22 protein-coding genes and 1 pseudogene are annotated in these 26,819 nt (G+C 39.0%); 18 read left to right on the forward strand and 5 right to left on the reverse strand.

The window, feature by feature from the left end:
* Window positions 1-39: 39 nt before the first annotated feature.
* From AACH31_RS04170 to comGA, 4 genes are read right to left on the reverse strand one after another with little or no spacing between them, the layout of a single operon-like run.
* Entirely contained in the window at window positions 40-510 is a 471-nt protein-coding gene (locus AACH31_RS04170; protein WP_262950913.1) for a prepilin-type N-terminal cleavage/methylation domain-containing protein, read from the reverse strand.
* Window positions 507-773, reverse strand: coding sequence for a prepilin-type N-terminal cleavage/methylation domain-containing protein (locus AACH31_RS04175; protein ID WP_161831988.1), 267 nt, complete (start codon window positions 771-773; stop codon window positions 507-509). The genes AACH31_RS04170 and AACH31_RS04175 overlap by 4 nt, the downstream gene beginning before the upstream one ends.
* Window positions 774-792: 19 nt before the next feature.
* Entirely contained in the window at window positions 793-1,809 is a 1,017-nt protein-coding gene (locus tag AACH31_RS04180; protein WP_161831989.1) for a type II secretion system F family protein, read from the reverse strand.
* Window positions 1,809-2,834, reverse strand: a complete 1,026-nt coding sequence (gene comGA / locus AACH31_RS04185; protein ID WP_161831990.1) for a competence type IV pilus ATPase ComGA — start codon at window positions 2,832-2,834, stop codon at window positions 1,809-1,811. Before comGA ends, AACH31_RS04180 begins: the two co-directional genes overlap by 1 nt.
* 161 nt (window positions 2,835-2,995) lie before the next feature.
* Between comGA and AACH31_RS04190 the strand changes: the two are divergent.
* From AACH31_RS04190 to AACH31_RS04205, 4 genes and pseudogenes are all read left to right on the forward strand, one after another.
* Window positions 2,996-3,755: pseudogene (locus tag AACH31_RS04190) on the forward strand (IS1595 family transposase).
* A gap of 152 nt (window positions 3,756-3,907) precedes the next feature.
* Window positions 3,908-4,246, forward strand: a complete 339-nt coding sequence (locus tag AACH31_RS04195; RefSeq protein WP_161831991.1) for a hypothetical protein — start codon at window positions 3,908-3,910, stop codon at window positions 4,244-4,246.
* A gap of 347 nt (window positions 4,247-4,593) precedes the next feature.
* Window positions 4,594-5,274, forward strand: a complete 681-nt coding sequence (locus tag AACH31_RS04200) for a DUF975 family protein (protein ID WP_161831992.1) — start codon at window positions 4,594-4,596, stop codon at window positions 5,272-5,274.
* A gap of 184 nt (window positions 5,275-5,458) precedes the next feature.
* Window positions 5,459-7,063: an NAD(P)/FAD-dependent oxidoreductase gene (locus AACH31_RS04205; protein WP_262950925.1), complete on the forward strand. Its 1,605-nt coding sequence runs from the start codon at window positions 5,459-5,461 to the stop codon at window positions 7,061-7,063.
* 60 nt (window positions 7,064-7,123) lie between these two features.
* Here AACH31_RS04205 and AACH31_RS04210 read toward each other — a convergent pair whose 3' ends face one another.
* A complete protein-coding gene (locus AACH31_RS04210) occupies window positions 7,124-7,432 on the reverse strand; it encodes a LysM peptidoglycan-binding domain-containing protein (RefSeq protein ID WP_262953910.1) in 309 nt (102 codons plus the stop codon).
* A 151-nt stretch (window positions 7,433-7,583) separates the two neighbouring features.
* Here AACH31_RS04210 and AACH31_RS04215 point away from each other — a divergent pair, with 151 nt between their 5' ends.
* The 14 genes from AACH31_RS04215 to melB all read left to right on the forward strand — a co-directional run bounded on the left by AACH31_RS04215 (window position 7,584) and on the right by melB (window position 26,776).
* A complete protein-coding gene (locus tag AACH31_RS04215) occupies window positions 7,584-8,129 on the forward strand; it encodes a YdcF family protein (protein ID WP_161831994.1) in 546 nt (181 codons plus the stop codon).
* Between the two features lie 73 nt (window positions 8,130-8,202).
* Window positions 8,203-8,556: an ArsR/SmtB family transcription factor gene (locus AACH31_RS04220; RefSeq protein ID WP_161831995.1), complete on the forward strand. Its 354-nt coding sequence runs from the start codon at window positions 8,203-8,205 to the stop codon at window positions 8,554-8,556.
* Window positions 8,557-9,011: 455 nt separating this feature from the next.
* Window positions 9,012-9,803, forward strand: a complete 792-nt coding sequence (locus AACH31_RS04225) for an N-acetylmuramoyl-L-alanine amidase (protein ID WP_161831996.1) — start codon at window positions 9,012-9,014, stop codon at window positions 9,801-9,803.
* Between the two features lie 488 nt (window positions 9,804-10,291).
* Window positions 10,292-10,975: a M48 family metallopeptidase gene (locus AACH31_RS04230; protein WP_262950906.1), complete on the forward strand. Its 684-nt coding sequence runs from the start codon at window positions 10,292-10,294 to the stop codon at window positions 10,973-10,975.
* A gap of 206 nt (window positions 10,976-11,181) precedes the next feature.
* Window positions 11,182-12,426 carry an ammonium transporter gene (locus tag AACH31_RS04235; RefSeq protein WP_262950904.1) on the forward strand — a complete coding sequence of 415 codons (1,245 nt, stop codon included), beginning with the start codon at window positions 11,182-11,184 and terminating at the stop codon, window positions 12,424-12,426.
* A 737-nt stretch (window positions 12,427-13,163) separates the two neighbouring features.
* The gene (locus AACH31_RS04240) at window positions 13,164-15,152 is read left to right on the forward strand and encodes a peptide ABC transporter substrate-binding protein (RefSeq protein WP_237658921.1); all 1,989 of its coding nucleotides are present in this window, start codon (window positions 13,164-13,166) and stop codon (window positions 15,150-15,152) included.
* Between the two features lie 103 nt (window positions 15,153-15,255).
* The gene (locus tag AACH31_RS04245; RefSeq protein WP_338617948.1) at window positions 15,256-16,812 is read left to right on the forward strand and encodes an ABC-F family ATP-binding cassette domain-containing protein; all 1,557 of its coding nucleotides are present in this window, start codon (window positions 15,256-15,258) and stop codon (window positions 16,810-16,812) included.
* Between the two features lie 63 nt (window positions 16,813-16,875).
* The gene (locus tag AACH31_RS04250) at window positions 16,876-19,167 is read left to right on the forward strand and encodes a helicase C-terminal domain-containing protein (protein ID WP_338617949.1); all 2,292 of its coding nucleotides are present in this window, start codon (window positions 16,876-16,878) and stop codon (window positions 19,165-19,167) included.
* 131 nt (window positions 19,168-19,298) lie between these two features.
* Window positions 19,299-19,760 carry a MarR family winged helix-turn-helix transcriptional regulator gene (locus tag AACH31_RS04255; protein ID WP_161832002.1) on the forward strand — a complete coding sequence of 154 codons (462 nt, stop codon included), beginning with the start codon at window positions 19,299-19,301 and terminating at the stop codon, window positions 19,758-19,760.
* Window positions 19,753-21,483 carry an ABC transporter ATP-binding protein gene (locus AACH31_RS04260; RefSeq protein ID WP_161832003.1) on the forward strand — a complete coding sequence of 577 codons (1,731 nt, stop codon included), beginning with the start codon at window positions 19,753-19,755 and terminating at the stop codon, window positions 21,481-21,483. The genes AACH31_RS04255 and AACH31_RS04260 overlap by 8 nt, the downstream gene beginning before the upstream one ends.
* A complete protein-coding gene (locus AACH31_RS04265; RefSeq protein WP_161832004.1) occupies window positions 21,476-23,269 on the forward strand; it encodes an ABC transporter ATP-binding protein in 1,794 nt (597 codons plus the stop codon). Before AACH31_RS04260 ends, AACH31_RS04265 begins: the two co-directional genes overlap by 8 nt.
* Window positions 23,270-23,435: 166 nt before the next feature.
* Window positions 23,436-24,002: a sugar transferase gene (locus AACH31_RS04270; protein ID WP_161832005.1), complete on the forward strand. Its 567-nt coding sequence runs from the start codon at window positions 23,436-23,438 to the stop codon at window positions 24,000-24,002.
* Between the two features lie 204 nt (window positions 24,003-24,206).
* Complete coding sequence (locus AACH31_RS04275; protein ID WP_289461060.1) at window positions 24,207-25,151, forward strand: IS30 family transposase; 945 nt, start codon at window positions 24,207-24,209, stop codon at window positions 25,149-25,151.
* Between the two features lie 221 nt (window positions 25,152-25,372).
* A complete protein-coding gene (gene melB, locus AACH31_RS04280; protein ID WP_161832006.1) occupies window positions 25,373-26,776 on the forward strand; it encodes a melibiose:sodium transporter MelB in 1,404 nt (467 codons plus the stop codon).
* Window positions 26,777-26,819 lie beyond the last annotated feature (43 nt).

Consider the following 26,819-nt stretch of genomic DNA (forward strand, 5'->3'; position numbering starts at 1 on the left):
ATGGCAACGGTACATAGGATCATCAGCCCGATGAGGCATTCAGTCAGAATATAGCCCTTTTGGTTCGTTCGAATCACGGATATCAATTCCTCCTGTTCCGATTGAAAAGACAATCTTTTTTTCTTGATACTTACTTTTAATAAGAAGTGTTTGACCACCTCCAATGTGGCCGAGGTTATTAAATGATAAATCGGTTAGTGTTGTACTAACGGATGGAAAAGAAATTCCTTGAGGGAGTGTCCGGAGTTGCTGGTTGGTTCCGTTTTGTCGAAGCGCATACTTGTTTTCTTTATGATAGATGCGTAACGTGTACGTCCCTCCTTGAAAGGGCATCATATTCGCTTGGCGAATGTAGTTTAAATCTGATTGGAGTAACGCAATGGCCTGATTAAGTTTGATGCCGTCATAAAGTTTTACAAGGGGTGGGAAGGAAATCAGAGATAATGTTCCGGTAATTAAGAGGGCTAGGAGCGCCTCGATGAGTGTAAATCCTTTTTGATTAAGAATCATTCGCCCTCCTTACACACTTTTTCGCGGTCTTTGGCGATTTGATTGAGTTCAGATTCGGATAAGGGCTCGCCTAGGAGATCGGCTGACGTTTTTTGTGCCTCAACGGATTGGTCAAAAGCCTCACATCCGGTCTGATTGGTTTTCTCTAACACGGCACTTGCTTTTGGAAAGACGAGGAGGACGAGTACCCCGACGATGACCATGACAATTAACATTTCAATAAGTGTAAATCCTTTTTGATTCATTTGAATTCTTTTTTTCATAAGATAATCCTCCGATTGTTTAGATAAGTTCCGCCATTTGAAAGACGGGTTGTAATAGACTTAAGTAAATGAGTACAATAATGAGCCCGATGAGGGCTAAAAAAATAAATTGAATCGTTTTAAATAAGGTGTTCATGTGTTGGGTGAGTTGTTTGAATTCTTCGGTGCTATAGGTCTTTAATTCTTGGTGCACCTTTGCAAGCTGCAAGGCGTGTTTCATTATAAGTTTGAAGTACGCGGTAAAGTACGGGCTCTTTTCGAACAAATCGCCAAGGGAAATACCGTTTTCTAGCCGTTGTTGAAGTTCGTCAATGATGTGGCGGACGAAGGGGATGTTTTCAAAGGATCGCATCATGAAAAGACTTTCTTTTAGCGGGAGTCCGCAGTTTAGGAAGATGAGCCATTGGCTGCTAAAGTAGTAGGAAAAAACGTGCTGAGAAAGCGATTTGAGCAGCGGAAAATGAAATAGGAGGTGCGGAATACATCGGTGGGGACTTGTTAAAATGAGAAAGAAGCTACCGATGAGGAGAAAGATAAGGAGAAGGAGCCCCCCAAGAAGAAGGAGGACGCCATTTAGTAAGGTAGGATCGCCTTCAATATGGAAGCTTTGGTAAAAATCTTCAAGTTGTGGGAAGAAAAAAAGATAGACGATGCCAAGTATTCCGATCATTAAGGTAAATAGGAAGAGAGGGTAACGTAATTTTTTAGAAAGCTCCGCCTTGTTTTGAATTAAATGTTCGCTATATTCCGCCGCCTTTTGTAATCCTTGCAAGAGGGACCCCGCCTCTTCGCCACATCGGACAATATAGACAATTCGTTTTTCAAAGTGGCAAGTTTCTAAGGTGGAGGCAAAGGGTTGTCCATTGGCACAATGCGCTGCGAAGGGAGCGATGGCCTCTTGTTTAAAGAGTGTTCCCATAATCTCTAGTGCTTGTGCTAACGAAAATCCTTGCTCAATCAGTTGGCTAAAGCGAGTTAAAAATTTTTGTTGTTCGCAAAGGGGCCAACGGGGGGATAAGTGATGGATTGTGGGCATTATACTAACTCCTCGTCTAATGTGTGATAGGGAAGCGAAGCGGGCGAAAGTTGAGAAAATAGGTGATCGAGTTGTTCACCAAAACAAAGTTCAAACATGGCCTTTCGGTCGGTCTTATTTTCAATTAATTGTTGATTCGCGATGCCAACGAGTGCTTGTTCAAGGTCTTGGGTGGATATTCCGAGGTCGATGAGTCGATTTAAGGTTCCCCGTACATTTTTAGCATGGACGGTTGAGATGACTAAGTGGCCGGTAAAGGCTGCACGTAGCGCCTGCCGGGCAGTCTTGACATCACGAATTTCACCGATGACGATGACATCGGGATCGTGGCGCAAAATTTCTTTGATTCCAACATCGTAGGTCATCCCAAGACTTTCATTGACTTGCATTTGAACGATATCGGGTTGTTGGTACTCAACGGGATCCTCAATGGTCACAATGCTTTTTCCAAGCTCGTCTTTTAAGTAATCGATCAAGGCGTAAGTCGTTGTTGTTTTTCCACTTCCCGTCGGACCGCTGATGAGAATTAAACCGGCCGGCATTCTTGCCATATCTTTTAAAATATCAGTCGTTTGAGGAAAGTGCGAAATTTCATCTAATTTTTTTTTATGGTGATGATTGATGAGTCGCAGCACAAGACTTTGATAATGAGGCGTCGGTAAAATGGAGACGCGCGTATAGTAAAGCGCTGTTGCATCTTTTAGCTTGAGTAATCCTGACTGAGGTTGTTTAGGATGGGTAAGGGTTAATGAAGCATGAAATTTGATATAAGCGAGGAGTTGTTCGTAGGTGGATGGGCTCATACGATCGCTTGAAATCATTAATGAACCGACCCGAAATTGAACGAGGATATCGTTGTCTTTTAAGGTAAAATGAATATCGCTCGCTTTAAGGGTGATTGCTTCTTTTATGAGACGTTTAAGTCGTGTATGAATCGAGGGGCCCGACTCCTGCTGAGTGGGCGTGAGTGGGGGATAGATTGGTTTTCTTTTTGTGAATAATGAGCTAACCCGCTGAAGGGGCATTAAAATCACCTCCTGCCTTACTATACGAAAAAAGGGGGCGATTTCCTTTTTTAAAAAGCTCTGTTTTAGGATAATTTTGATATTTCACATAGAATTTGCATAACTTAATCCTCAACTATCCATTATAATAGTGATAGAACAAACGTTTGTTTAGTTGGTTCATGCCAAAGTCAATAATTTTATCATTTTTAAATCGAGTAGCGCCAATTGATTTACCAGAAATCTTAGTTGAAGTTAAAAAAGGAATCTTTAAATCAAATTTATCTAAACCTCAAGCTGAAATTCAAGAAACCAGATATTCAGCAGGGTAATATAAATGCCCTTTTTGTCATGATGACCCTATCGTAAGGAAGGTAAAGCCAAAGGAATTTAACGCTATCTTTGCCGTAACTGTGGCCAATCATTTAGCCAACGAACTCAAACGCCAACTTCCTATTCAAAGAAAGAACCAAAAGCGTGGATTGATTATATCGAATGCATGATTAAAGAGCTATAAAGGAAATCACTCCAAAAGAACACGATTTAACATGCCAAGACCATCCCGTAAGTGTGAACGTTTCTTTGAAGGCCATAGTTCTCCCCACTCTGTTTTGTGTACGGATAGCGCCCCTGGATATGGGAGGTTAGCTTCCCAATTAGACTTAGAGCATAAGGTAATTCCGTCTGGAAAATACATGAAAGGTATTTATTACATCCAACATATCAATGTTTTTTATAGTAATTTTAAAGCTTTCTTACAAAAGTTTAGAGGTGTCTCAACTAAGCATCTAAATAGTTATTTAAAATGGTTCAAGTGGATTAAACTTTTTAAAGATGAAAAAGAACTTCTAAAGATTCAAAAAACTTACATTTAAATTACAGGCGAGTTATTCCGTAATTTCTAATGAGAAAATCAGCTTAAGAGAGCCCTTATGTATTTAAAATACTGAGTATATCTTTCTGATATGTTTTATATCTGACATGTCTTATAGTAGTATTAAATTATATTTTTAAACAGTTAAAAGAGAAAATATCTTAATCATGTTTATTCTTTTCTTGAGCATACTAAAGAATAAAAAAGGAGAAAAAATAGGATGAAAAAATATGTTATTTCCTTATTTATAGCTTTTCTATCTTTTAGCAGTCTTATTGCACAAGCACATCCGAAATCTGCTCAATTCATTGAAAGTAAAGATGACAGTGTAGAATGTTTAAATGTTGTATTTGAGAATCCAGATTTCCGTATATCATTTAGTTCAGGAAATGGAGAAATTATGGGTTGGACTGTACCTGAAGGAGCTGAGGATATAACTGAAGAGGAATGGTGTTATATTTTAATAGATTGTGCTGAAAAAATTTTTGGAAAAAATAGTGATCGTTATGAAGTGAATAAAGAGAAGTTTATGCATATGATTGAAGAAATGAAAAAATAAATTAGAGTTTACAATGAAAGGTTGGTTCGGTTAAACAGGATGGAGCGGGCGAAAGCGCCCCTTTGTTAAAGGTCGAACAACCAATCAGGCATCCGTTGGGGAAGTCGATGGATTGAACGAGGAGAGGCCATTAAAGGGGAAAAGTATAAAAAAAGCCACTCAGTTACCGAGGCGTCTGTTTAGAATCAATAGCGGATGAGGTGAAAGGCAGTGTTTGTTTATGGAAGGGGGAAGCCTTTTTTTAGTAAAGGGCGAATTTAATGGATTTAAATCGTTTAAAAGGATTGAAAGTATAAAGGAGTCTCGGTAGAATAATAATAGGACTAGTGAAAGTGAAGTGATATCAAGTGAATCTTGGATTGTTTTTTAGTGGAGGAGCACTTCCGCTGATTATTATTGTGATTGCCTTATTTCAAAAGATCGAGTGGCGGAAGGAAATAAAACGTCAGGCACGAACGTACTTTTATGAGGGAGCCTGGTTAAAATTTGCTCTTTGTTTGGTGATTTCGGTTGTGGGTGTGATTGTTTTATCCGCGTTACTCGGGGTGTTTATTCCCTTTTTATCGGTGTTATGCTCGGTGTTTGGAATGGGCGTTGTTTCGTATGGGACGATTGAGGTGATGCGTCTTATAAGAAACCATCAAGAGTTTGGATTAAGAGATTTTATTTCTATTGATAATGTAGGTGGAGCAGTTAGCGTCTATTTTATTAAATGGTTATATACCTTTTTTTGGTCGTTGCTATTAGTAATTCCAGGGATGATCAAGTCGTATTCTTATTCTCAAGCGATGTTTATTATCAGTGAGGATCCGGCGATTGGGGCTGATGGGGCGATTACCCGTAGTCGTGAAATGATGAATGGTCATAAATGGGAGTTAGTCATTTTACAATCGAGTTTCTTCGGATGGGCGATTTTAGGAGCCTTAACCTTTGGAATAGCGATTATCTATATCTTACCGCTTTATGCGATGTCAATGGCGGTATTTTATGAGTATGTGAAAAGGGACTATTTTGCTGCAAAGGCATAGGTGTTCATGAACGAACAGAGCGTTCATGGATTTATGGCGCGAATGAGCGTTTATGAGATAAATTTTAGGGTTAAAGCGAAAGTGACCGGTCGATTTGAGAGGCCGGTTGCTTTTTTTATGGTGTAGGAAAATGATATAATGGATCGTTTTGTGCTATAATAAGAGGACGAAAGTGAGTGATGTTATGATTCGAGTCGCACAAATTAAAATTTCAATAGATGATTCAATTGATAAGGTAAAAGAGTTAGTTTTAAAGCAATTACGGTTAAAGGAGCATGAGCTTTTAGATTATCGTATTTATAAACAATCGATTGATGCCCGTCGCCGTGGAAAGTTAGATTTCGTCTATACGGTCGATGTGGCGGTGAAAGATGAAGAAAAAATCTTGGCGAAGAAGTTACCTAATGTGTCTAAAACGCCAGATATTGAGTATAAGTATCCTGTGAAAGGTCAAGAGGCAATGAACCATCGTCCTGTTGTTGTTGGCTTTGGTCCAGCCGGTATGTTTGCGGCCTTAATTTTAGCTGAAATGGGGTATCGCCCCATTGTGTTAGAGCGTGGTGAAGCGGTTGATGAACGCGTACGTTCGATTGAAAAGTTCTGGAAAGAGGGAATCTTAAATCCAAATTCAAATGTGCAGTTTGGGGAAGGCGGAGCTGGAACGTTTTCTGATGGAAAGTTAACGACACGCGTGAAAGATTTACGCGGTCGAAAAGTGCTTGAAGCATTGGTTGAGGCCGGAGCTCCGGAAGATATTTTATATATGGCGCATCCTCACGTTGGAACAGATTTGTTACGCGGAATTGTGAAAAATATTCGCCAAAAGATTATTTCACTTGGAGGAGAGGTTCGCTTCAATCAACAAGTGACAGGGTTTTTAATGGAAGATGGGCACATTTGCGGGGTGAAAGTCAAAGGTGGTGACACACTGTTAACAGAAAATGTGATTGTGGCGATTGGACATAGTGCACGCGATACGTTTTATGAGTTATATGAGAGTGGGGTCTCTTTTACGGCTAAACCGTTTGCTGTCGGTGTAAGGATTGAGCATCCTCAAACTTTAATTGATGTGGCCCAATATAAAGAGTTTGCGGGACATGAAAAATTAGGGGCGGCAGAGTATCGATTGACGCATAAGGCTGAAAATGGACGTGGCGTGTATACATTCTGCATGTGTCCAGGTGGGCTTGTTGTCCCTTCAAGTTCTGAAAAAGGGCGTTTAGTCACAAATGGAATGAGTGAGCATGCACGTAATCAAGAAAATGCGAATAGTGCCTTACTTGTTCAAGTGTTTCCGGAGGATTTTGGATCAGATCATCCACTGGCTGGGATTGAATTTCAACGTCGATTAGAGGAAAAAGCCTTTGGGATGGGAGGAAGCGATTATAAGGCACCGGCTCAACTAGTTGGGGACTTCCTCAAAGGACAGGCCTCAAAACGTTTAGGAACGGTGACTCCCTCATATGCATTAGGTGTTAAGTTAACAAACTTACATAAGTTGTTCCCATCGTATATGACAGATGCCATGAAAGATGGTCTGAAGGCTTTTGATCGAAAATTACACGGCTTTGGGATGGATGATGCGGTGATGACTGGCGTTGAATCTCGCTCTTCTTCGCCAGTGAGAATGGATCGCGATAGCGAAACATTACAGTCGCTGACGGTTAAAGGGGTCTATCCATCAGGAGAAGGTGCAGGCTTTGCAGGAGGTATTGTATCAGCTGGAATTGACGGGATTAAGTGTGCAGAGGCAATGATTCAAGCCTTTGCGCCAAGTTTAAAGAAGTAGATGAGAACGTCATTGCTTTTATTGAATATAAAAAATCACACCGTTTGATGGTGTGATTTTTTAATGTTGAATCGTTACCATTTGACCGGCTTGCAAAAAGAGGTCTTGATTGAGATGAACGAGTTCATCTGGGGTTAGTTTGTAACGAATTAAAAGATCTTGGAGGGATTCCCCTTCAGCAATGACATGGATCCTGTTATTCTCTAGCAGGGGAACGTTGATGAATTGTTTAGGTTGAATGATAAGGGGCTTATTTCCGTTTAATTTCATGAGTTCAACCGGGGTTGTGTCAAATTGGGTGGCAATGCTTTTAATCGTGTCACCCGCTTGAATCATATATCGAGTTATTGTTAATGGTTGCGCATTCATTTTATTCACTTCCTTATCGTTAGGGATAAGTTTCCTACTATAATCTATGCAAAAAGTGTGGGGATTTGCCCTCTTTTTTGGATAGATTAGCAACACGATTTCAACCGTTTAGGCATAGGTTGATAGTAGGAAGGTAGAGGAGGGGATTTTAATGATTATCGTTTTTACAACAGTGACCCTTTATATGATTGGGATGCATCTTAAAATGAATCAATCACTAAAACATCGCGTGACCCCAGAGATCAATTGCCTTTTAATTTTAGGATCTTGTTTAAAGGACCAGCATGTCTCGCCTACATTACGTGCCCGTCTTGAATTAGGGGCAACGTTATTAAGAGAAAATCCACACCTTCATGTCATTGTGACGGGAGGAAAGGGAACCGCACAGCTTCCTGCAGAGGCACAGGTGATGAAGCGGGTACTGATCGAAGATTATGGAATTGAAGAAAATCGTATTCTTGTTGAAGACCGCTCGACGAATACGTTTGAAAATTTATTTTTTTCTCAATCACTATTTGGAAAACATCAGGTAGCAATTGTAACGAATGAGTTTCATAGTGTGCGTACTTCATTACTTGCCCGCCGATTAGGTATTTCTCATATCATCATCGGCGTAGCGACCCCTGCTAATAAACGGCTAAAATGGGAGTTGCGTGAGCACTTGGCGCTACTTAAATCATGGGTGGTGGATCGTTAGTTGGCATTCGTTTCTTGCGTTTTCTGATCATTCGCCTTATAATCTTTACAGGACGCAAAAATGAGGTGACGCAATGGAAACATGTAGCATAGAAGCTATTCATGATGAAGTCGTTTTATCGGTGAAGGAAAAAATGCCAAGAGACGAGGAGTTATTAAAACTGGCAGATTTATATAAAGCGATGGGAGACTTAACACGGATTCGCATTTTGGCTGCTCTTGTTCAGTCGGAAATGTGTGTGTGCGATTTAGCATCGTTGCTTGAGATGACACAGTCAGCTATATCGCATCAATTACGTGTGTTGCGTCAAGCCCATCTTGTTAATTATCGTAAGGTTGGCAAAGTGGTTTACTATTCACTGGATGACGAACATATTAAAATGTTATATGAGCAAGGATTAGTCCATGTGTTGCATCAACATCAATAGCTTTGTTTTTGAGGAGGATCGGATAGGTTATATCGGATGCTCCTTTCACTGGATGACGAACATATTAAAATGTTATATGAGCAAGGATTAGTCCATGTGTTGCATCAACATCAATAGCTTTGTTTTTGAGGAGGATCGGATAGGTTATATCGGATGCTCCTTTTTATGTGACGTCTTGTCGAGGTGAATAGAAGACGTCGTGGACTCCTTTTAATAGGGAATCGAATGGAGAATAATTGTGGTGTTAGTGCATGACGGGCTGTCTGAGATGAGGGTGTTTTTAGTCTAAGAAAAGAGCGTTGTGTAGAAGGTGTTTTCTCTTAAGTGAAGGCGAATCTCACTCTTTTTCCCAAGGCAGAGGGCAGTTTTAAAATCGTTGAGAGCGCCCATACGATTCGATGCTTGCCGGCATATATAATAAGAGGGCAGGAAGTGTTGAATAAAGGAGTGATAGTATGCCTTATATTGTTGTAGATGCTGGTCATGGTGGATGGGATAATGGTGCTCATTACAATGGACATCGTGAAAAGGATATTACGTTGCGTGTAGCGACAAAAGTAACCAAACGATTGAGAGAAATTGGATTTACTGTGACGCAATTAAGAACGGATGATACGTATGTTGGAAATGCTTCAGCACGTGGTCGTCAAATTGCAGAGTTACAACCTAATTTAGCTATTAGTATTCACGTCAATAGCTCAGGTGGAGAGGGAAAATTACGTGGAGCCGAAATTTATGTGCCGCTGGCAGAGGATAGCGCACGTTTTGAGTATTATTTACAAGAAGAGTTGAGTCATCTTAATGCGTTTCGAGAAATTTATTCACGCGCTTACACCGGAGAGTTTTACGATCGTCATATTAATCCGCAAACGTTAAGATTTACCCAAACGTATAGTTATACGGATTATTATGGAATTATTCGTGAGGCTTGGCGTGGAGGTGTTTCTTGTGATATTATCGAGATGTTTTATTTAGATAATGAGGGAGACCTTTATACCTTTTTAAATCAAGAGGATGCTTATGTTGAAGCGATTGTCGTGGCGTTAAGTAAAGCGTTTAATATGAATTATGAACGCGAAGCTCGACATGAAGTGGTTGACCGTCCAGAACCATTAAAAACGGAAACGTATTATCGCGTTGTTTGTGGATCATATTCTGATTTAAACGAGGCGAAAAAAGTACAGCAAGCACTTGCTCGTGCTAATTATCCAGGGGTTTGGATTCAACCCGTCGAAACGAAACGATAAAAAAAGCTCCCAACGGGGCTTTTTTTTTATACGGAAAAAGGAAAGTAGCGATTGTTGGCGTATTGATAAGGGGGGGAGTATTTAAGATTCTGAATATGTTATAATAATGGAGGTTTAATGAGCGACCTGATCATTGAAAAGAGAAGGAATGCAAAGTGTGAGGTTAGTTGGTAATTGGTTTGTTGATAACGTCTTTTTTAATGGGAGAGGTTCGATAATACGGTGTAAACGGGAAGATTAAATCGATGGATGGGGATTGAGCGTAGGCTGTCATCTATAAGATGAAAAGGTTAGCTATTGCTTCTTACAGGAGAAGGGCTCTGACGTCCATGGCTTCGTGTTCTAAGGTTAGGAGGACGTTTATTTCAGGGTCCGTGAAATCGAGGGGTTGTAAAATCAATCATGTGATAGACGGCGAAAGTTTTGAAGGCGTTCGACAAGATGAGAATAAAAAGAGAGTTTTAATGATTAACCGAGGTGGTGATGATGTGTTAGAAGAACGTTTAGTTGTTTTGGGACTAGAAGTTAAGGTTGTACGTAAGAGAATAAAAAATATGTATTTACGGGTCCGTCGTACAGGGGAGGTAGAGGTTTCGGCTGCACCACGTGTTGAACGAAAGATGATTGAATCGTTTATTGTTTCGAAGTGGTCATGGGTTCAGGCGAAACGAAACCAAGCGTTATTATCTCTTGAAAAACAGTTGCAGGCGGATGAAATTTTTTATTTTGGACAGCGTGTGACGATCAAACGGCACCCGGCAAAAAAAATATCAGTTGAACGAGGGGAAGAGACGTTGCATTTTTTTGGTCCCTCAACGTATGACGATGAACGCGTTGTTTTATGGATTAAAAACTGGATGTTTTGCGAGTTGCAGCAAAAAATTGAACAGTTAGTGAATGCGTATTGGCCATATTTTCATGGGAAAGGTTGTGCTCCTGTGGAGATTAAGTACCGCCAGATGACTGCGACATGGGGAGTGTGTCGTCCGCAACGCGGGACGATTACCTTTAATAAGAATTTAATTCATCAGCCTGATGCGTTTATTGAATATGTTGTCGTGCACGAGTTGAGTCATTTGGTTGAGGCTAATCATAGTGCTCGATTTTATCAAGTGGTCGAATTGTTACTCCCGGAGTGGAAAATGTATGATAAACAAAAAATTTCATTTTAGGGGTTCCCTTTTTTAGAGGTGGGAATATAATGAAGTATAGACAAAGAGGTCTTAGTTAATAAAAACTAGATGTGAACAAAGGCGTTCTTCAATAAATGAGGAACGCCTTTTAAATTTTCTTTTGGGCCCAAAGACAATTGCGCATCGTCCAAATTTAGACTAAGGAAATTTCCACTGACTGTGTGGGATTTTAGGAGGGACAGATTATGACAATTGATCTTAATGTAATTATTGATACCCTATGGGTAGTCATTGCTTCAGTGTTAGTGTTTTCGATGCAAGCGGGATTCGCGCTTGTCGAGAGTGGGTTTACGCGTTCTAAAAACGCGGCGAATATTATGATGAAAAATTTCTGCGATTATTCGATTGGTGCACTCGTTTTCTTTGTACTTGGTTTTTCGTTAATGTTTAATGGTTCGAACTTCGGATGGGTTGGGACGCCTGATTGGTGTATTTCCGGTGATTATAGTTTTCTCGGATTAATTATTCCATTTCTTGCCTATGTTTTCTTTCAAACCGTTTTTTGCTCGACATCGGTGACGATTGTTTCAGGGGCAGTTGCAGAACGAATGAAATTTTCAACCTATTTAATTTTTAGTGCGATTATGACAGCCCTTATTTATCCAATTAGTGGTCACTGGGTTTGGGGTGGCGGATGGCTTTCTCAATTAGGATTCCATGATTTTGCAGGTTCTGCTGTTGTTCATTCCCTAGGTGGATTTGCTGCTTTAGCAGGTGTCTTACTTCTTGGTGCACGCCGAGGAAAATTTAATGCGGATGGTTCAGCAAATACGATTCACGGTCATGGATTAACGCTTGCTGCAATGGGGGGGTTCGTGTTATGGATTGGTTGGTTTGGTTTTAATGCAGGATCAACATTAACTGCAAGTGATCCAGAGGCAATTGCTCATGTTATGGTAACAACAAACTTAGCACCATCAGCCGCGACCGTCACCGCACTTATTGTTTCCTGGTTAAAAGGTAAACCTAGTGTAGATGCAGCCATGAACGGAGCATTAGCGGGATTAGTCGGAATTACCGCAGGATGCGACCTTGTTTCACCTTTCGGTGCTATTGCGATTGGGGTTCTTTCAGCTCTTGTGATGATGGCAGGTAATTATTTATTAGAATCTAAATTTAAAGTTGATGATGCGGTGGGTGCAATTCCTGTTCATGGATTCTGTGGAGTTCTTGGAACCATTTTAACAGGTGTATTTGCAACGACAGGTGGTTTGTTATACGGTGGCGGTTTCCACTTCTTAGGTGTTCAAGTGCTTGGGGCAGTGGTTATTGCGATTTGGGGCTTTGTTGCTTCCTATATCGCCTTTGTCATCTTAAAACGTACCATCGGACTTCGCGTCACTGAAGAGGAAGAAATGAAAGGTCTTGATTTATCTGAACATGGTGTAAGTGCATATCCTGGATTTAAATCAGATGAGTCAGACTTATAAAGAAATCCGGTTAAAATAAATAAAAGCCTATCGTGTGAATCATCGACGATAGGCTTTTTGATAAGGAAAGGCTTGTAGAGAAATGCTTGATTAAAAGGTTTTGTCTACAAGTTTTTATTAATGGAATAGAAGGGTCATAAGGTCCATGAGGATACTAATATAAACAACGATGGTGAGGAGGAGGTAGAGCAATCTAATCACAAGATACACGGTATGAAGAAGTGGATGGTGGTCCCACAGGACAGTTAACTTTTGATTAAGTTGATCGATGCCTTGTTTTTTTAGGCTTTTTATACGAGCAAGGATCCCTTCGCCCCAGGAAAAATTTTCAATTAGTATTCGAAGGAACTCAGATATAAGCAAGATAGTCAATTTAAAACAACAAAAAAGATAAAAGATTCGGAACAATATCGAAAAAAAATTCATTTTTTTCACCTCGTTTTTATTTTAACGAGGGAGGGGAGAAAAAACAATAGCGGTGCACAAAATTTTTCAACTCCCTGTTCTTTCCAAGTGAAATAAGGGAATCTGTTTCATTAGAAAATGCTCGCTTTGGATTGATGATAAGTGATAAGTGTGAGAAGTGAACAGGAGAGAGAGTTTTTGGGTGAAAGTTAAGGAATTTGGTGTTTTTTGAAAGAAGATGTATGTTTTGCAACAGAGGTAGAAAAATAAGGGTAGCCAGTTGGCTACTCTTATTTTTGATAGAAACAGGTGATGAGATGAGACGAATGCGGATGTTTTTTTTAATAGGACTGAGTTTTTGTATGTTAGTGGCTGCGATTCCTGTAAAGGCGAAGGAAGACATTTCAACGGATGATTATATTGGGTTTTATGGGATGGATCCGGAGACATTTGATTATCTTTATACGTACAAGACCGTTGATTCAGCGCACTTTGCCAATTTTATTGACGGCTTGCTTGAACATGATGAGTATGGAAATTTAGTAGGCGCGATGGCAACGAGTTGGGAAAGTAATGAAGATAAAACCGTTTGGCGATTTAAGTTAAGAGAGGGGGTGCATTGGTATACGGATGAAGGAGTGGATTATGGTGAAGTGATAGCTGATGATTTTGTTACTGGGCTTTGGCATGCCGCTGATTTTCAATCCCAAACCCTTTATTTGGTGCAACCTTTAATCAAAAATTTAGACGCTTATGTCAAAGGGGAAGTTCCGTTTAGTGAGGTGGGGGTTCGGGCGATTGATGACTATACGCTTGAATATGAGTTGACTCAACCGACGCCGTATTTTCCAACGATGACGACGTATTCGATTTTGCTTCCTGTTAACCGTAGCTTTTTAGAGTCGAAGGGAACCGGTTGCCGTCTTGGGAACCCCGATTATTCAACCTGTCAATTTGGTGCCGTTAAACCGGAATCCATTTTATACAATGGGGCTTATTTCTTAAAAAATTTTACGTCGAAGTCGACGATTGAATATGTAGCCAATCCAAATTATTGGGATAAAGAAAAGGTGCACGTGAAAAAAGTAAAGCTCATTTATTGCCAACAGGCGGACCCGACGACGCTCTTTTTAGCTTTTGATCGTAAGGAGATTGTGTCCGCTCCATTAGATGTGAATAATCCCCCTCTTGTGAAACGTGCGAAAGAAAAATATGGGGATTCTATCTTTGTGACGGATACAAACGGTGCGGTAGCGTTTGCGACCTTTGTTTTTAATCGTCAACAGTATCATTCACCGCTAGATAGTAAACAGGATGTTTCACCCAAAACAAACAAACAACGGGAGGATACAAAACAGGCCCTTTTGAATACTTCTTTTCGACGCGCGATTATGCGAGCGATTGATACGGAATCGATTAATCGTCAAATGGTTGGCGATGAATTGAAAAAGACTTCGTTAAGAAATATGCTTACTCAACCGACTTTTGTTAAAACCTCGACGGGAGAATACTATGGGACGTTAGTGAGCGATTCGCTAAAAGGGTTAGATGCTAAGCTTTACTCTAAACAACTGAGTCTTGAGGATGGACAAATGGCCTTTTTTAATCCGGAACTTGCAAAAGAGCAGTTGGCGATTGCTAAAGAGGAGTTAAGTCGTGAGGGCGTTCAATTTCCCGTTTATTTAGATGTGATTTTAAATGGAGAAAGCGAGACGAGTTTTCGAAGTGCTCAGGCTTTAAAACAAAGTATCGAGGAATCTTTAGAAGGAGAGGTTCGACTGAACCTCATTATGAGTTCTCGTGAGAATTTATTGGCGTCAAAAACGGCGGAGTTAGTGAATAGTGACTTGATCTTCTCGGCCGGGTGGTCACCTGATTACGGAGATCCGAAAAGTTATTTAGACATTTTAGACCCGGATAACGGGGATTTGTTAAAAAGTTTTGGTCTTAACCGAGCGGCTGTCCAAAGCGAGGAAGAAAAAGAGATTAAGGAACAGATAGGATTGTATATTTATAAGGAGTTAAAGGACCTTGCGAATGCCGAAGTGGCGAATATAGATAAGCGATATGAGCTTTATGCGGATGCTGAGGCGTATGCAATTGATCAAGCTTATTTTATTCCGCTTTATTCTTCAGGGGGGAGTTATGCGATTACGCGAATTATTCCGTATACGAAATCATATAGCCCGTATGGATTGTCATCGATGAAGTTTAAACGCATGCAATTAAGTGAGGAAATTATTACGTTAAAAGAGCGCAATAAACGGTATGAAAGATGGCAACAAGAAAAAGGTGGTCAGTTGGAGTCCACCCAAATTTAGCAAGTGAAAAAATACTTTTCATTCCCTACAATGTGAGATATAATCGAATAAGATAAAATTCAATCGACACATGGAGAAGGTGTGTTTGAAGGGAGAGTCGTTAATGAGTGTTTTAAATGTAACAAACTTAAGTCATGGATTTGGGGACCGCGCCATTTTTGAAAATGTTTCATTCCGTTTATTAAAAGGTGAGCACGTTGGATTAGTTGGAGCAAACGGTGAAGGAAAATCAACGTTCATGAATATTATTACGGGAAAATTGGTGCCTGATGAAGGAAAAGTTGAGTGGTCACGCAATGTCCGTGTTGGATATTTAGACCAGCATGTTGCTTTACAAGAGGGAATGACCATCCGTGATGTGCTAAAAACTGCCTTCCAATATTTATTTGATATGGAAGCAAAAATTAATGATTTATACATGAAAATGGGAGAGGTATCTCCAGAAGAAATGGATGCCTTACTTGAGGAAGTCGGGGTCTTACAGGATATTTTAACGAATAATGATTTTTATGTCATTGATGCGAAGGTTGAAGAAGTTGCAAAAGGATTAGGATTACAAGAAATTGGTTTAGAACGTGATGTAACGGAATTGAGTGGGGGACAACGTTCGAAAGTTTTACTTGCAAAATTATTACTTGAAAAACCGGATATTTTATTATTAGATGAGCCAACGAACCACTTAGATGAGGCGCATATTACATGGTTGACGCGTTATTTACAAGAGTATGAAAATGCCTTTATTTTAATCTCACATGATATTCCATTTTTAAATAGTGTGATTAATCTCATCTACCACATGGCAAATCAGGAGTTAAACCGTTATGTGGGAGATTACGATAACTTCGTCCGTATTTATGAGGCGAAAAAAGCACAGTTAGAATCAGCGTATAAAAAACAACAACAAGAAATCGCTGATTTGAAAGATTTCGTTGCGCGTAATAAGGCACGTGTCTCAACACGTAATATGGCGATGTCACGTCAAAAGAAATTAGATAAGATGGAGATTATTGAACTGGCAGCTGAGCGTCCAAAACCTGAATTTAATTTTAAAGTGGCTCGTACCGCTGGACGGTATATTTTTGAAACAAAAGATTTAGTGATTGGGTACGACGAGCCGTTATCAGCTCCTTTAAATTTAACGATGGAGCGTGGACAGAAGATTGCAATCTGTGGGGCAAACGGAATCGGGAAAACAACGTTATTACGTAGTATCTTAGGAGAAATTCCTGCTATTTCTGGAAGTGTTGAATTAGGTGAACATTTACATATTGGTTACTTTGAACAAGAAATCAAAGGTGGAAAAGACAAAACATGTTTACAAGAGTTTTGGGATGAGTTTCCACATTTAACACAAGGTGAAGCACGTGCAGCATTAGCTAAGTGTGGATTAACAACAAAACATATCGAAAGTAAAGTCATGGTTTTAAGTGGAGGGGAACAAGCCAAAGTTCGCTTAGCTAAATTAATTAACCGTGAAACGAACGTCTTAATTCTCGATGAGCCGACAAACCATTTAGATGTAGACGCGAAGGAAGAATTAAAACGAGCATTAAAAGAATATAAAGGAAGTGTCCTTTTAATTTCCCATGAACCTGAGTTTTATCGTGAGGTTGTGACTGATATTTGGGATGGGGAAAAATGGACTACTCGCTTAGTTTAGGGGAAGAATCGAGCCGTTGAAGGCTCATTCTTCTTTTTTTTCATTTAAGTGGGAGGTGATGGCATGATTATTAAAAAAGGCATTAAAGATATTGTGAGTTATGTGTATCAACAAGGTGATTTGAATTTAGAATATTTTTCTGCTAATCGCGCCCAGTATGGGACGAAAGCTCACCAGGCGATTCAGGAGCGATATTTAGAGGAAGAATGCGAGGTTTATGTAGAAGGGCGTTACGCGATCGGTGAGCATGAATTTCACCTTAATGGACGAGTGGATTTATTGCTTGAACGAGAGGGGCAATGGATCGTAGGGGAGATTAAATCGACTACCCGGCCATTAGACGCTATTATTCCAGGGGATCGTCCTACCCATCTTGCACAGGCAAAAGTTTATGCATACTTACTTTTATGCGAGCATCCGGAGTGGGAACAAGTTTTGGTGCGGCTAATTTATTGTGATTTAGAAGGCGTGCAAACGCGACAAATCGATGAAATGTATACGAAGGAAGAGTTAGAACCTTTTATGGAGCAAACGTTACAAATTTATTTGAAGTGGTATTTGATTCTCGTTCGTTCGATGACGTTGAAATTAAAGTCAGCTAAAAGTTTCACCTTTCCGTTTGGTGATTTTAGAAGTTACCAACGAGAACTTTCGGCCTCCGTTTATCACTGTATTAAAGAACGTAAACAACTGCTATTACGAGCCCCAACGGGGATCGGTAAAACGATGGGAACTATTTTTCCAAGTATTAAGGCGTTGAGTGATCAAGAACAAAAAATATTTTATTTAACGGCAAAAACAATAGGAAGGCAAGTCGCTGAAAAAGCTTTTGATGTGTGTTTGGCGACGGGGTGGGTAGCAAAAGTGACCACGATTACCGCGAAGGAAAAAATTTGTTTGATGGAAGAGGTAAAGTGCGACCCCACTTATTGTCCGTATGCTAAAGGTTATTTTGACCGGATCAATGAGGCGGTCAAAGACCTATTTGAAACTGAGCAACTCTTTAATCGCGATCGGCTAGTGGCGTATGCTAAAAAGCATCAGGTGTGTCCTTTTGAGTATTCGCTAGCGATGGCTTCAATTAGTGACGCGATTATCGGTGATTATAACTACATGTTTGATCCACGTGCCTATTTGCGACGCTTTTTTGACGAACCTTCCCCTCATATTGCGTTAATAGATGAGGCACATAATTTGTATGATCGAGCATGTGAGATGTATAGTGCTTCTTTGACTAAAGGAAAGGTTCAAGAGCTTAAACGTCTATTCAAAGGAAAGAGCAAATCACTTAATAAGGCATTAAACGCCCTCAATTTGAAGTTATTAGAGTATCGGCAAGAGTTAGAGGAGGTTAAAAAACAGGAAATTTTTAAGGAGGAAGTCGAGTCTTCTTTTTTAACGAAAGTGATGGCTTTATTAGAAGGGGTAGAAAAATATTTATATGCGCATCCTACAACGGAGTATAAGCCGCAATTAATGGATTTATATTTTGAATGTCATCAGTTTTTACGAATATCTGACTTTTATAATGAATGTTTTCGTGTTCGGTATGAAAGGATGGGGATAGATTTAAAAATCAGTTTGATTTGTTTAAACCCGAGTCTCTATCTTTATGACCGAATGCAGCACGTTCGTTCGGCTATTTTGTTTTCGGCGACGCTTCATCCGTTAAGTTATTATCAGACGGTGTTGCTTCATGATGAGGCGTGTGAGCATATTTTTTTACCGTCCCCATTTGAGCGTGAAAATTTAGATTTGTATGTTCATTACGGCATTTCAACGAAGTATAAGCAGCGGGAAGCTTCTTTGTCGAAACTTGTGTTTACGATTTTTCAAGTCACGCGTCAGAGAAAAGGAAATTATTTTATTTTTTTCCCGTCTTATCAGTATTTAGAGCAAGTGTTTGAGGGCTATAAATCGTTAGTTGGCGAGGAGCAAGTGGTGATTGCTCAGGAGCGTGAGATGGATGAACATGATCGTGAGGTATTTTTAGCTCAATTTGAGGCTCAGTCGGAAAAGACATTGGTGGCGTTTGCTGTTTTAGGAGGCATATTTAGTGAAGGGATTGATTTGATTGGGGACCGGTTAATTGGATCGGTCATCGTCGGGGTTGGACTTCCACAACTTAATCCATTAACTGAACAACGACGGTTATATTTTGAGGAAACCTTTCAAAAGGGGTATTTATATGCGTATCTTTATCCGGGATTTAATAAGGTGATGCAGGCCGTTGGACGTGTGATTCGTTCAGATACCGATCGTGGGATTGTTGTTTTAATTGATGAGCGTTATGTAGAGCCGACGTATTTATCGTTATTTCCTTACGAATGGCAGCATGCGAAGTTTTTAAAGTAGTTTGTTTGCGCAGAAGAAGGCCTGTAGTCATTATTTTTTTGGAAGTGATTGACTTTAACCGACAATTATGTTAAATATTAAGATATCTAATAGTTTGATATCTAATCATTTAGAAGGAAGGAGCACCGTTGATGAAAGATGAATGCGAAGGACATGAGTTATTAGATTTGAACCGATTATTTGTAAAAACAGCTAAAATGCATCGCCGAATTTTTCAATATGAATTTCAAAAGCTTGGCTTAACGGAGGGGCAACCGAAAGTATTAGACTATTTGCATCGTCATAATGGCTGTTCGCAAAAGGAGTTAGCTAAACATTGCCATATTCAACCGGCGACGGTGACGAGTTTGCTCGCACATTTGGAGCGACGGGGATTGATTTATCGGCAGGCTAATCAGGATGATCGCCGAATGACGAACGTTTTTTTAACGGAGATGGGAATGGAGTTAAAATATCGAATTAATCAAGCTTTCCGTCAAATCGATGATTGTTTGTTTGAAGGTTTTACATCATCAGAGCGAGGGCAAATGAAAGAGTATTTAGAGCGAATGTATGAAAATTTGCGTCGAAAGGAGATTGAGGCACATGATTAAACTATTACGCTATTTAAAGGGATCGGCCATCCTTTATGCGATTTTGGCCCCTTTATTTATGCTTGTTGAAGTTTCGATGGATTTAATGTTACCGACGATGTTATCGAATATTATTGACATTGGAATAACAAATGGCGACACGACCTATGTATGGATGACCGGAGCTAAAATGATTGGATTTGCGGTGATCGGATTGATTGGCGGTGTTGGATGTTCCATTTTTTCAACGATTGCTGCTGTCAACTTAGGACAAAATTTGCGTGATGGATTATTTGCGACGATCCAGTCCCTCTCTTTTTTAGAATTGGATCATTTTAAAACATCATCGTTAATTACGAGATTGACTAATGATATTACTCAGATTCAAACCATGGTGATGATGGGGTTGCGTATTTTAGTGCGAGCACCGTTATTATGCATTGGTGGAATTTTAATGGCTTATCGATTAAGTTCAGATTTATCTGGTATTTTTGTTATTACAATTCCTGTTATTTTAATCTTTGTTGCTATCGTCATGTCACGATCGTTCCCATTGTTTAAAAGTATGCAGGAAAAAATCGATAAAGTGAACAATGTCATGCGTGAAAACTTATTAGGGGTTCGCGTCATTAAGGCATTTACGATTGAACATAAACAAAAAGATCGATTTAATGAAGCAAATGATGATTTAATGAATCAAAGTATTCGTGCTCAGAAATTGATGATTATTTTAAATCCAGTGGTCATGCTTTTAGTTAACTTTAGTATCGTTGCTGTCTTATGGTATGGTGGATTTTTAGTTCAAGCAGGTGTGTTAGAGACTGGAAAAATCATGGCGTTCATCAATTATTTAACGCAAATTATGATGTCGTTAATGATGGTTATTATGATATCGATGAACTTTTCCAGGGCAAAAGCGTCAGCAGATCGTATTAATGAAGTGTTAATGACGGAATCAAGCATTCAAGATTCAAAGAGTCCTGAGGTCATCGATCAGTATGATATTGAATTTAAAGATGTGTCATTTAAATATCATGATCACAGTGAAGAGGTTCTAACGGATCTTTCCTTTAAAATTAAACAAGGAGATCGAGTAGGGATAATTGGTGGAACAGGTGCAGGTAAAAGTTCGCTTGTTCAGTTAATTCCTCGTCTTTACGATGTAAGTTCGGGGGAGGTCTTAATTGGTGGTCGAAATGTTAAAGAGGTAAGCCTACATGAATTACGAGATAAAATTGGCGTAGTTTTACAAGAGAGTATTTTGTTTTCGGGAACAATTGAGTCGAATATTAAATTTGGATATCATGACGCGACGGATGAAGAATTAGACCAAGCGGCAAGAGATGCACAAGCCATGGAGTTTATTCAATTAAAAGAGTCTGGTTATCAGACAGAAGTTGAACAACGTGGGAAAAATTTATCGGGTGGACAGAAACAACGGGTTTCCATTGCAAGGACTTTGATTCGTAAACCTAAAATTTTAATTTTAGATGATTCTTCAAGCGCATTGGATATGGCAACCGAGCGTCAATTACAAGAGGCAATTAAAGAACAGATGACAGGGAGTACGGTGATTATGATTGCCCAACGTATTTCGGCAGTCATGGATGCCAACCAGATTATTGTTCTTGATCAGGGACATATTTCGGGAATCGGGACGCATGAGGAATTATTAAAAACGAATGAAATCTATCGTAGTATCGCCATTTCACAATTAGGAGAGGAGGCGGTTCATCATGGCTAGACCGATGGGGCCAGGGGCCGGACCTGGTGGGCGTTTTCACCAAGCTGAAAAGTTAAAAAATCCGAAGTCAACGATTAAACGATTGCTTGGTTACATGAGTCATAAAATTTATGCCTTAATTTTCGTTTGTTTATTATGTATTATTTCAACGGTTGTTAATGTGTTAGCAACGAATTACTACGGGAATATTATTGATGATTATATTGTGCCACACGATTTAGCAGGGTTAAAATGGATGTGCCTTTTTATCGCTGGCATTTACTTCATTAGCGTGTTAGCCACGTACTTTCAAAATTTAATTATGGTGAAGCTTTCACAAGAAACGACGGCTGAAATTCGCCGAAATTTATTTACAAGTATGCAAAAACTACCGCTACGTTTTTTTGATACACACTCAAGCGGTGATTTAATGAGTCGTCTAACGAATGATGTCGATAACATTAATATGACCTTATCACAAAGTATTACACAAATGTTTTCAGGGATTGTAACGATTATCGGAATGTTAATCGCGATGATTGTATTAAGTCCTGCATTAACAGTGGTCGGACTCATTACGACGCCGTTGATGTTTTTAACTTCACGATTTTTAGTGAAAAAAACTCAACCGTTCTTTATTAAACAACAACAAGATTTAGGAAATCTTAATGGGTACATCGAAGAAATTGTTTCCGGACAAAAGGCCGTTCTTTTATTTTCACAAGAAGAAACGGTTGAAAATGAGTTTGGTAAAATTAATCGTCAATTAACGAAAAGTTCGATTATGGCCCAAGCCTTGTCAGGATTTATGGGACCATTAAATAACTTTATTAATAATATGACCTTTTTAATCGTAGCCGTTGTTGGGGGGATTTTGGCCCTAAACACAACAGGGCTTTCAATTGGGAATATCTTTGTCTTTATCTTATATATGAGAAGTTTTACGCGTCCGATCAATGAGATTTTGAATATTTTTAACACGGTTCAATCAGCATTAGCGGGGGCAGAGCGCGTATTTGAAATTATGGATGAAGCCCCGGAATTAGATCCTGATGGAGCACATGATATAGCTGAGCTCGATGGAGACGTTGTATTAGAACATGTTAAATTCTCATATGATAAAGGAAAAACGATTTTAAAAGATGCGTGTATCCATGCCAAAAGGGGAGAAACCGTTGCGATTGTTGGGCCAACAGGGGCAGGAAAAACGACCATCATCAATTTATTAACAAAATTCTACGATATTGATTCAGGAAATATTTTAATTGATGGTGAAAATATTGACCGCTTGACGCGTTCAAGTTTACGTCGTAATATTTCGATGGTGTTACAAGACACCTATCTTTTCTCTGAAACGGTTCGTGAGAATATTCGCTATGGACGATTAGATGCGACGGATGAAGATGTGATCTTAGCGGCTAAAATGGCGAATGCCCATGCATTTATCATGCAGTTACCGGATGGGTATGATACGATTTTATCAGATAATGGAAGTAACCTCTCACAGGGACAACGTCAATTGTTAGCCATTGCTCGCGCAGTTTTATCAAAAGCATCTATCTTGATTTTAGATGAGGCAACTTCATCTATTGATACGCGAACAGAGGTTCAAATTCAAAAAGCGATGCTGCGTCTGATGGAAGGGAAAACAACATTTGTTATTGCTCATCGTTTAAGCACGATTAAAAACGCTGATCAAATTTTAGTTTTAAATCAGGGAGAAATTATTGAGCAGGGAACACATGAATCACTGCTTAAATGCAATGGATTCTATGCTAATTTGTATAATAGCCAATTTCGTGAATAGAAATCAAAAACTCTTAAAAGCTAGCGATGATGCTTAGCTTTTAAGAGTTTTTTTATAAGGGAAAAGGAGGGAACGAATCATCAAAAAGTGACATATACTGCTATTAGAATATTTCCTCATTATATGGGGAGATGAGTCAAATGTCAGAAAATAAGGGGGTATGAAAATGAAGCGCTGGTTTGATATTGTCGTTTCAAGTACATTACTTGTCGCCCTCTCGCCACTGTATTTAATTATTTTTATACTTGTATATCTAGATATCGGATGGCCTGTTTTTGAGAAACAACGCTATCCTGGCATGAACGAACAGTGGTTTACAATCTCCCGTTTTCGTACCATGAATCGGGCATGCAATGAAAAGGGCGAACTATTGCCCGCCGATCAACGATTAAGTGTTATCGGCTATTATTTAAAAAGGTTTAAGTTGGACCATTTGCCTGAATTTTATAATGTGTTACGTGGGGAAATGAGTTTAGTAGGACCACGACCAGGATTTATTCGTTCGATTCCTAGTAAAGATGTTAACCTCACTCGCCATTCCGTTTGCCCGGGAATGACAGGCTGGAGTCAATTACACGGAAAAAGCTTAACATGGGAAGAAAAGTTAGCCTTAGATTTATACTATGTGAAACATCAAAGTCTATGGTTTGATATTAAAATATTAGTGTTAAGTTTAGGTTTACTTTTTATTAAAAAACCTTTAAAAGTAAAAATAACTAAAAAAGATGAGTGAAACAAAAGGAGATTCACTCATCTTTTTTTACGCTTTTTTTCATAAAGGTTTAAGCTTCTTTGTTTTCATTACTTCTTTTAAGTTAAGCTTTTTTTAAAAGACAGATTGTAATATTAAGTGCGACAAATAAAAAAAGCTCATAAATAGAATTCTTTGTTATAGAATGAAGTTACCACACCAAATTCTTAACAAGGAGATCTATTTATGAGTTATAAACATCTTAACACATTTGAGCGTACACGTATAGAAGTTCTTTCAAAAATGGGTTATTCAACGAGACAAATTGCGGGGCAATTAAATCGTCATCATTCAACCATTGCTCGTGAACTAAAACGAAATACTCAAAAGACGTATCAAGCAGAGCTAGCAGATGAATTAGCCGAGCAACGTCGCTTAGTTTGTCATCGTCCAGAGACCAAATCTGAAGAAGTTATTCAAACCATCCAACATTATTTAAAGTTAACCTGGTCGCCTGAACAAATTTCTAATACGGTTTTAAAGGGTGTTATTTCATTCAAAACTATTTATCGATGGATTTATGACGGAACGATTTTGTTAGGGGATTTAAGCTGTTTAAGGCAAAAGGGAAAACGCCGAAAACCACGAGAAACACGCGGACGATTTAACATTGGGACATCAATTCATCAACGTCCGAAAGAGGTAAAAAAACGTCAGGCATTTGGTCATTGGGAACTTGATACAGTTGTTTCAAGCCGTGGTAAAAGTAAAGGCTGTTTAGCTACATTTATTGAACGTCAAACACGATTTTATGTCGCCGTTAAAATCGAAAATCGCTCAGCATCTGAAATGTACCGAGCGATTAGTGAGTTATATGAACATTTTCCTAAAGACACCTTTAAAACTTATACCGTTGATCGAGGAAAAGAGTTTGCTTGTTATTCCAAAGTAGAAGCAGATTTAAAGGTTCCTGTTTACTTCGCTGACGCCTATTCCTCTTGGCAAAGAGGAAGTAATGAAAATGCCAATGGTCTTCTTCGAGAATTCTTTCCGAAGAAGACGGACTTAGCACGAGTTAGTGAGAAAGAGATTGATGAAGCCCTCCTCCTCATTAATCATCGACCACGAAAATGCTTAGGTTGGAAAACTTCATTCGAGCTATTTCATGAGAAACTGTCGCATTTGTATTGACAATTCGTCAAAAAGAAAAATAAAGACACACTCTAGAATGGAATAAGAAACAGACATCTAACCATTTAAAACAAACATTAATGAGTTGTCTTTATAAATGGAATAAAAATTAGTAAAAAAAATGAAATCAATTCCATAAAAGCGCTTGCAACAAAATCGGATGGGTGGTATTTTATGTACATAGTCGTTTAGTAAACGGTTACATTAAGAGGAGGGGAATTATGAAATTAACAAATTCAGCCAAATACGCATACGGATTTGGTGCATTAGGAAAGGATTTAGTTTGTGGGGTTGTTGGTGTTTACATTATGTTTTACTTTACAGATGTGATTGGGTTAAACCCGGCATTTGTTGGAACACTTTTTTTGATTGCGCGGGTGTGGGATACAGTAAATGATCCGATGATGGGAATGTTAGTAGACAATACGCGAACAAAGTGGGGAAAATTTAGACCATGGATTTTAATAGGAACTTTAATAAATGCGGTTGTTTTATTTTTCTTATTTAAGAAGCCAGACTTAACAGGGGCCCCATTATATGCTTATTTTTCAGTCATGTATATCTTATGGGGAATGACATATACCATTATGGATATCCCATATTGGTCAATGATTCCTTCTTTAACGCAAGACAAAGAGGAACGAGAAAAAATATCTGTTATTCCGCGAGTGTTTGCAGCGATTGGAAATTTATGTGTAGCAACGTTTGGATTATCGATGGTTCATCAATTAGGTAAGGGCAATCAAGCGAAAGGTTTTGAATATTTAGCGTTAGGAATTTCTATTATTTTTATTATCACCTCTGTTGTGATGTGCTTAAAGGTGAAAGAGCCATCAACGAAAGTTGCTAAGACTAATGCCTCAGAAACGGACCGAGTGACACTGAAACAAACATTTAAAATTATTGGGCAAAATGGTCAATTAAAAGTGTTTATCGTTATTGTGTTATGTATGAACTTAATGTTATCATTTTTAGGCGGAATGGCACTTTATTACTTTAAATATGTGACTCAAAATGAAGGAATGTTCCAAATCTATAATGGATGTGCTGGATTCGCAGAAATTGCTGGTTTATTAATGTTCCCAATTTTAGTGAAAAGAATGGGACGTAAGCATGTATTTAGATTAGGATGTGTCTCACCGATTGTTGGGCTATTGGTATTACTTGTTTGTGGCTTTATTGCTCCTCAAAATACATTATTGGTTGCTATCGGTGCATTTTTAGCTCGAGCGGGAGGAGGATTAATTATCGCCTCATCAACAGTTATGCTTGCTGATGTTGTAGATTATAGTGAGTACAAATTTGGAACGCGAAATGAAAGTATTATCTTTTCATGTCAGACGCTACTTGTTAAATCGGCTAGTGCTTTAAGCGGATGGTTAATTGGAGTCGGGCTTGCTGCCTTTGGTTATGTAGCAAATGCACAACAAACAATGACAACAATGATGGGGATGCGAGGACTAATGTTCGTCTTACCAGCAATTTTTATTGCACTATGTTTCATTGTTTATAAAAAGTATTACAAAATCACAGGGGATTATCATGAGGAAATTATTAAGGAATTAGAGGCACGTCAACAAGCTAGAAAACAAGGGCTAGAAGTTACTAACCTCAGTTATGAATAAAATAAAAAGGGAATTGAAACGAGGGGGTTCAATTCCCTTTTTT

This window comes from Turicibacter faecis, from assembly GCF_037076425.1.
Lineage (GTDB): Bacteria > Bacillota_I > Bacilli_A > MOL361 > Turicibacteraceae > Turicibacter > Turicibacter faecis.

What these genes read in the sequence shown, in the direction of transcription:
- AACH31_RS04170 (WP_262950913.1), bottom strand. Translation starts at nt 510, where the DNA reads ATGATTCTTAATCAAAAAGGATTTACACTCATCGAGGCGCTCCTAGCC.
- AACH31_RS04175 (WP_161831988.1), bottom strand. Translation starts at nt 773, where the DNA reads ATGAAAAAAAGAATTCAAATGAATCAAAAAGGATTTACACTTATTGAA.
- AACH31_RS04180 (WP_161831989.1), bottom strand. Translation starts at nt 1,809, where the DNA reads ATGCCCACAATCCATCACTTATCCCCCCGTTGGCCCCTTTGCGAACAA.
- comGA (WP_161831990.1), bottom strand. Translation starts at nt 2,834, where the DNA reads ATGCCCCTTCAGCGGGTTAGCTCATTATTCACAAAAAGAAAACCAATC.
- AACH31_RS04195 (WP_161831991.1), top strand. Translation starts at nt 3,908, where the DNA reads ATGAAAAAATATGTTATTTCCTTATTTATAGCTTTTCTATCTTTTAGC.
- AACH31_RS04205 (WP_262950925.1), top strand. Translation starts at nt 5,459, where the DNA reads ATGATTCGAGTCGCACAAATTAAAATTTCAATAGATGATTCAATTGAT.
- AACH31_RS04210 (WP_262953910.1), bottom strand. Translation starts at nt 7,432, where the DNA reads ATGAATGCGCAACCATTAACAATAACTCGATATATGATTCAAGCGGGT.
- AACH31_RS04215 (WP_161831994.1), top strand. Translation starts at nt 7,584, where the DNA reads ATGATTATCGTTTTTACAACAGTGACCCTTTATATGATTGGGATGCAT.
- AACH31_RS04220 (WP_161831995.1), top strand. Translation starts at nt 8,203, where the DNA reads ATGGAAACATGTAGCATAGAAGCTATTCATGATGAAGTCGTTTTATCG.
- AACH31_RS04225 (WP_161831996.1), top strand. Translation starts at nt 9,012, where the DNA reads ATGCCTTATATTGTTGTAGATGCTGGTCATGGTGGATGGGATAATGGT.
- AACH31_RS04235 (WP_262950904.1), top strand. Translation starts at nt 11,182, where the DNA reads ATGACAATTGATCTTAATGTAATTATTGATACCCTATGGGTAGTCATT.
- AACH31_RS04240 (WP_237658921.1), top strand. Translation starts at nt 13,164, where the DNA reads ATGTTTTTTTTAATAGGACTGAGTTTTTGTATGTTAGTGGCTGCGATT.
- AACH31_RS04245 (WP_338617948.1), top strand. Translation starts at nt 15,256, where the DNA reads ATGAGTGTTTTAAATGTAACAAACTTAAGTCATGGATTTGGGGACCGC.
- AACH31_RS04250 (WP_338617949.1), top strand. Translation starts at nt 16,876, where the DNA reads ATGATTATTAAAAAAGGCATTAAAGATATTGTGAGTTATGTGTATCAA.
- AACH31_RS04255 (WP_161832002.1), top strand. Translation starts at nt 19,299, where the DNA reads ATGAAAGATGAATGCGAAGGACATGAGTTATTAGATTTGAACCGATTA.
- AACH31_RS04260 (WP_161832003.1), top strand. Translation starts at nt 19,753, where the DNA reads ATGATTAAACTATTACGCTATTTAAAGGGATCGGCCATCCTTTATGCG.
- AACH31_RS04265 (WP_161832004.1), top strand. Translation starts at nt 21,476, where the DNA reads ATGGCTAGACCGATGGGGCCAGGGGCCGGACCTGGTGGGCGTTTTCAC.
- AACH31_RS04270 (WP_161832005.1), top strand. Translation starts at nt 23,436, where the DNA reads ATGAAGCGCTGGTTTGATATTGTCGTTTCAAGTACATTACTTGTCGCC.
- AACH31_RS04275 (WP_289461060.1), top strand. Translation starts at nt 24,207, where the DNA reads ATGAGTTATAAACATCTTAACACATTTGAGCGTACACGTATAGAAGTT.
- melB (WP_161832006.1), top strand. Translation starts at nt 25,373, where the DNA reads ATGAAATTAACAAATTCAGCCAAATACGCATACGGATTTGGTGCATTA.